Below are 4,717 nucleotides of genomic sequence, written 5' to 3' on the forward strand. Positions count from 1 at the left end.
ATCGAGCAGGTGGCGTCGTGCACCACCGCGCCGGCCAGGCGCGCGGCCCGGTGTGCGGCCACCGGCGCCGCGGTGGCCTGCTGCAGTGCTTCGTCGGTGAACAACCAGCCCGCCACGTCGGCCAGCCCGGCCAGCTTGACGGCCGCCTTGCGGCGCAGCAGCGTCGTCTCGATCAGCGCGGTGGTCCGCTCGGCGAACCGGGCCCGGATGGCGGCGACGTCGGCGATTCGGCTGGCGTCGGTCAACGGGCAGCGGGCGACCTCGGCCAGCGCGGCCACCCCCGCCTCGCTGGTCAGATAGGCGACGTCGGCGCGGGTGAACGTCAGGAGGGTTTGACCCCGGTGATCATGACGTTGTAGAACCAGCCCTTCGGCACCACGTGCCGCCAGACGTTGGCGTCGATCCACGACAGCGTCGTCCAGCCGCCGAAGGCGAATCGTGCCCAGCGCCAGCCGAGCTTTCCGGGCGGCACGGTCGACTCGAACGTCCGAACCGGCCAGCCCAGCATCGCCGCGGTGAACTCCTCGCTGGCGGTGCGCACCTGCACGGCGCCGGCGTTGGTGGCCATCCGCTCGAGGTCGGCGGGCTCGAAGGTGTGCAGATCGACGATCCACTCGAGAGCCGCGGCACGCGAGTTCTCGTCGAGCTCCTCCTGGGAACGCCGCCAGCTGCCAAGACCGGGCAGCTTCATCGCACGGACGGTGGTCTTCCAGGTGGCGTCGGCCAGTCTGCGTGCGTAGGCATTGCCGACGGTGGTGGGCTCGCCGGCGAAGACGAACCGCCCGCCGGGCTTGAGCACCCGGACGACCTCACGCAGCGACAGTTCGACATCCGGGATGTGATGCAGCACGGCGTGGCCGACCACCAGATCGAAGGTGTTGTCTTCGTAGGGGATCCCTTCAGCGTCGGCCACCCGGCCGTCGATGTCCAGACCCAGGTTCTGCCCGTTGCGGGTGGCGACCTTGACCATGCCCGGGGACAGGTCGGTCACCGAGCCGCGGCGTGCCACTCCCGCCTGGATCAGGTTGAGTAGGAAGAATCCGGTGCCGCAGCCCAGTTCGAGGGCGCGGTCGTAGGGCAGCTTGCGGAACTCGTCGTCGGGGACGATGGCGTCGAACCGGCCACGTGCGTAGTCGATGCAGCGCTTGTCGTAGGAGATTGACCACTTGTCGTCGTAGGACTCCGCCTCCCAGTCGTGGTAGAGCACCTGCGCGAGCTTGGTGTCGTGGCGGGCCGCCTCGACCTGTTCGGCGGTGGCGTGCGGGTTGGGGACCGGAGCCGCCTGGCCGGCGACATTGGATACGGCAGCCGCCTGGCCGGCGACATCGGATACCGGAATATCGTGCCCTGCGACGTTGGAGTCAACATCCGTCATGCAGGGCAGCCTAACCGCCCTCGCCGGCGATGAAGACCTCGCCGTAGCGTTCTGCCTGCTCAGCGGGGTCCAAACGGCCGTCGATGAGCGCTTTGGCACCCGCCAGCGCGGCCGCCGACGCGTCGACGAACCGGCCCGCCCAGGCCGCCGCGGCGTCGAAGACGCCGTCGGGAGCGACCAGTTCGTCGACCAATCCCAGCGCCAGGGCTTCCTTGGCGTCGACGAACCGGCCGCTGAAGGCCAGTTCCTTGGCGTGGTGGGCGCCGACCGCGCGGGCCAGTCGCTGGCAGCCACCGCCGCCGGGCACCAGTCCGGCCAGGATCTCGGTGGCCCCGAACTTGACGTTGTCGCCGCTGATGCGCCAGTCGGCGGCCAGGGCCAGGCTCAGCCCGCTGCCCAGCGCGTAGCCGGTGATCGCAGCCACGGTGGGTTTGGGGATGGTGGCGACGGCGTCGATCGCGTCGCGACGCACCCGGTCGGCGGTGACGGCCTCGTCGCGGTTGAGCGTCCGCAGTTCGGGGACGTCGTCGCCGGCGGAGAACATCTCGTGACCGCCGAACAGGACGACCGCGCTGATGTCGGGTCGCTCGGCCAGTTCTGCGGCTGCGGAGATGAGTTCACGGTGGGTCTGGCGGGTCAGCGCGTTGGTCGGCATGCGGGTGATGAGCAGGATCCCGAGCCCCGGGAACTGCTCACCGACGTGGATGCTGACGAACTCGCGCACCGCTCACTCCTCGCCGTAGCCCAGCGGCGCGCGCCGGTTGCGGGCAGCGTTGTAGCGGTCACTGTCGAAGAACTCGATCTCCCAATTGCCCGCGCGCACAGCAAGATTGGGCTGGACGACCACGATCTGGCGGTCCACCGCCAGCACCTCGTCGACCGTGCGGCCGGTCAGCGAGTCCAGCTGGGTCCACGTCGGGGGCAGCAGAAACGACCGGCCCTCGGCGAAGTCCTCGATCGCAGCCTGGGGGCTGGTCCACGCCGCGTGGTCGGATTCGGTGTTCTCGCCGTCGGCTCGTTGGCCGTGTGGCAGCGCACCGACGAAGAAGTAGGTGTCGTAGCGCCGGGTGCGCTCCTCCTCCGGGGTGACCCAGTTGGCCCACGGCCGCAGCAGATCGGAGCGCAGCACCAGCTTCTCCCGGCGCAGGAAGTCGGAGAACGACAGGCTGCGGTCGACGAGCGCCGCCCGTGCGTGATGGTAGACCGACGCGTCGGCGACGATGCCGTCCGGATCGTCGGCCGGCCCGGCGAACAGCACCCCGGACTCCTCGAACGTCTCGCGGGCGGCCGCGCACACCAGCGCCTCGGCCAGGTCCGCCTCGATGCCGAACCGGTCGGCCCACCACTGCGAGCCCGGGCCGTGCCAGGAGATGTCGGCGTTGCGGTCGCGGTCGTCGACCCCGCCACCGGGGAACACCATCACCCCGGCGGCGAACTCCATGGCGCTGTGGCGGCGCATCAGGAACACCGAGATGCCGGCCGGGGTGTCGCGGACCAGCATCACCGTCGCTGCCGGGCGTACCGGCAGCGGCTCGGGCTTGTCGGTCATGAACGCCTCCTGTGCGCGGCGCGACTGCGTACCCGCCGGGCGAAGTGGCGGCCGTCGATGGTGTCCAGGGCGATCGACTGCCCAAACGCCGTAGACAGGTTCTCCGCTGTCAGCGTGTCATGCAGCAGGCCGGCTGCCACCACCTGGCCCTCGGACAGGATCAGGCAGTGGCTGAAGCCGGGCGGGATCTCCTCGACGTGGTGGGTGACCAGGACCAGCGCCGGGGAGTCCGGGTCGGAAGCCAGGTCGGCCAGCCGGGCGACCAGCTCCTCACGGCCGCCGAGGTCCAGTCCGGCGGCGGGCTCGTCGAGCAGCAGCAGTTCCGGGTCGGTCATCAGTGAGCGTGCGATGAGCACGCGCTTGCGCTCCCCCTCGGACAGCGTGCCGTAGACCCGCTCGGCCAGATGTTCGGCGCCCACGCTCTCCAGCATCTCGACGGCCTGCGCGTAGTCGATGTCCTCGTAGTTCTCCCGCCAGCGGCCGAGCACGGCGTAGCCCGCCGACACCACCAGGTCACGCACCACTTCGTTGTCAGGTATGCGCTGGGAGAGCGCCGAACTGCTCAGCCCCACCCGCTGGCGGAGTTCGGCCATGTCGACGCGGCCGAGGCGCTCACCGAGGACGTACGCGGTGCCCGACGACGGATATTCCATCGCCGCGGCGATGCGCAGCAGCGAGGTCTTGCCCGCTCCGTTCGGCCCGATCACCACCCAGCGTTCATCGAGTTCGACCTGCCAGGTGATGGGTCCGACCAGAACACGGCCCCCTCGGCGCAGCGAGACCTTCCGGAAGTCGATCAGGAGGTCGGGGTCGACCGCATCGGCAGAGTCGGACACCGCACCATCGTGCCGCACTCGGCTCGCGGGGCACGTGCCGGGGCGGCGAGGATCCGCGCCCAGCCGCTGCGGGCCAGCACCGATCCGGGTGTCACCCGCAACACCAGCTGGACCAGCGGTCCGATACCGAGGGCATAGACCACGGTGCCCACGCCCACGCCGCCGCCGAGCAGCCACCCCGCCGCCAGCACGGCGGCCTCGATCGAGGTGCGCACCAGACGCACCGAAAGTCCGCTGCGCGCAACGAGACCCGTCATCAACCCGTCCCGTGGACCGGGCCCCAGTCCGGCTCCCACATACAGCACCGTGGCCACCGCGTTGAGCATGACCGCGGCCAGCATCAGTGCCACCCGCGCCGGCAGCGACTGCGGTGAGTGCAGGACCGAAAGCGCCGCGTCGACGGTGACGGCGATGACGACGACATTGGCGACGGTGCCCACGCCGGGCTTGTTACGCAACGGGATCCACGCCAGCAGAACGACGACGCCCACGACCGCCGAGGCCACTCCGATCGTCATCGGTGTGTGCCGGGACAGACCCTGATGGAACACGTCCCACGGGTCCAGGCCGAGTTCGGCCCGCACCATCATCGCCATCGAGAGCCCGTAGCAGGACAGGCCAGTCAACAGCGCGACCGTACGCCCGATCATCGGCGATCGGGGAAACGCATCTGGATGGCGTCCAGTTCATGACGCAACCGACGAACGTCGGCGTCGACGTCACCCCAGTCGGAGGGCAGCGGGTTCCACGGGCCGGTACGGGGGTCGAGCAGGGCAGCAAACCGGCCGCCCACTCGAGAAAACCAGGTACTCATGACGCCCATCGTCGTGGCTAACTGGCTTGCTAATCAATAGCCAGTCGCGCGATACTGGCATCGAAATGACGATACCGATGGCGGCCAGGGCGCTGGATGCGGAGCTTGTGGCCCGAGAACTGGGAAACTGGCGGACGTCCAGC

At 69.7% G+C, this 4,717-nt stretch carries 6 protein-coding genes; all 6 read right to left on the reverse strand.

What is annotated here, in order from left to right; genetic code table 11:
• On the reverse strand, positions 1–365 hold a 365-nt coding region (locus tag VIM19_14585), incomplete at its 3' end, for a class I SAM-dependent methyltransferase (GenBank protein ID HEY5186093.1).
• Complete coding sequence (locus VIM19_14590; protein ID HEY5186094.1) at positions 323–1,375, reverse strand: methyltransferase domain-containing protein; 1,053 nt, start codon at positions 1,373–1,375, stop codon at positions 323–325. The genes VIM19_14590 and VIM19_14585, both read right to left, overlap by 43 nt.
• A 10-nt stretch (positions 1,376–1,385) precedes the next feature.
• Complete coding sequence (locus VIM19_14595; protein ID HEY5186095.1) at positions 1,386–2,099, reverse strand: enoyl-CoA hydratase; 714 nt, start codon at positions 2,097–2,099, stop codon at positions 1,386–1,388.
• A gap of 3 nt (positions 2,100–2,102) precedes the next feature.
• Positions 2,103–2,924: an NUDIX hydrolase gene (locus tag VIM19_14600; protein HEY5186096.1), complete on the reverse strand. Its 822-nt coding sequence runs from the start codon at positions 2,922–2,924 to the stop codon at positions 2,103–2,105.
• Entirely contained in the window at positions 2,921–3,760 is an 840-nt protein-coding gene (locus tag VIM19_14605) for an ABC transporter ATP-binding protein (protein ID HEY5186097.1), read from the reverse strand. Before VIM19_14605 ends, VIM19_14600 begins: the two co-directional genes overlap by 4 nt.
• Positions 3,721–4,410 (reverse strand): hypothetical protein, encoded by a 690-nt coding sequence (locus tag VIM19_14610; GenBank protein ID HEY5186098.1) that lies wholly within the window; start codon positions 4,408–4,410, stop codon positions 3,721–3,723. Before VIM19_14610 ends, VIM19_14605 begins: the two co-directional genes overlap by 40 nt.
• Positions 4,411–4,717 lie beyond the last annotated feature (307 nt).

It is taken from the genome of Actinomycetes bacterium (assembly GCA_036510875.1).
In the GTDB taxonomy this organism is placed as follows: Bacteria; Actinomycetota; Actinomycetes; order Prado026; family Prado026; genus DATCDE01.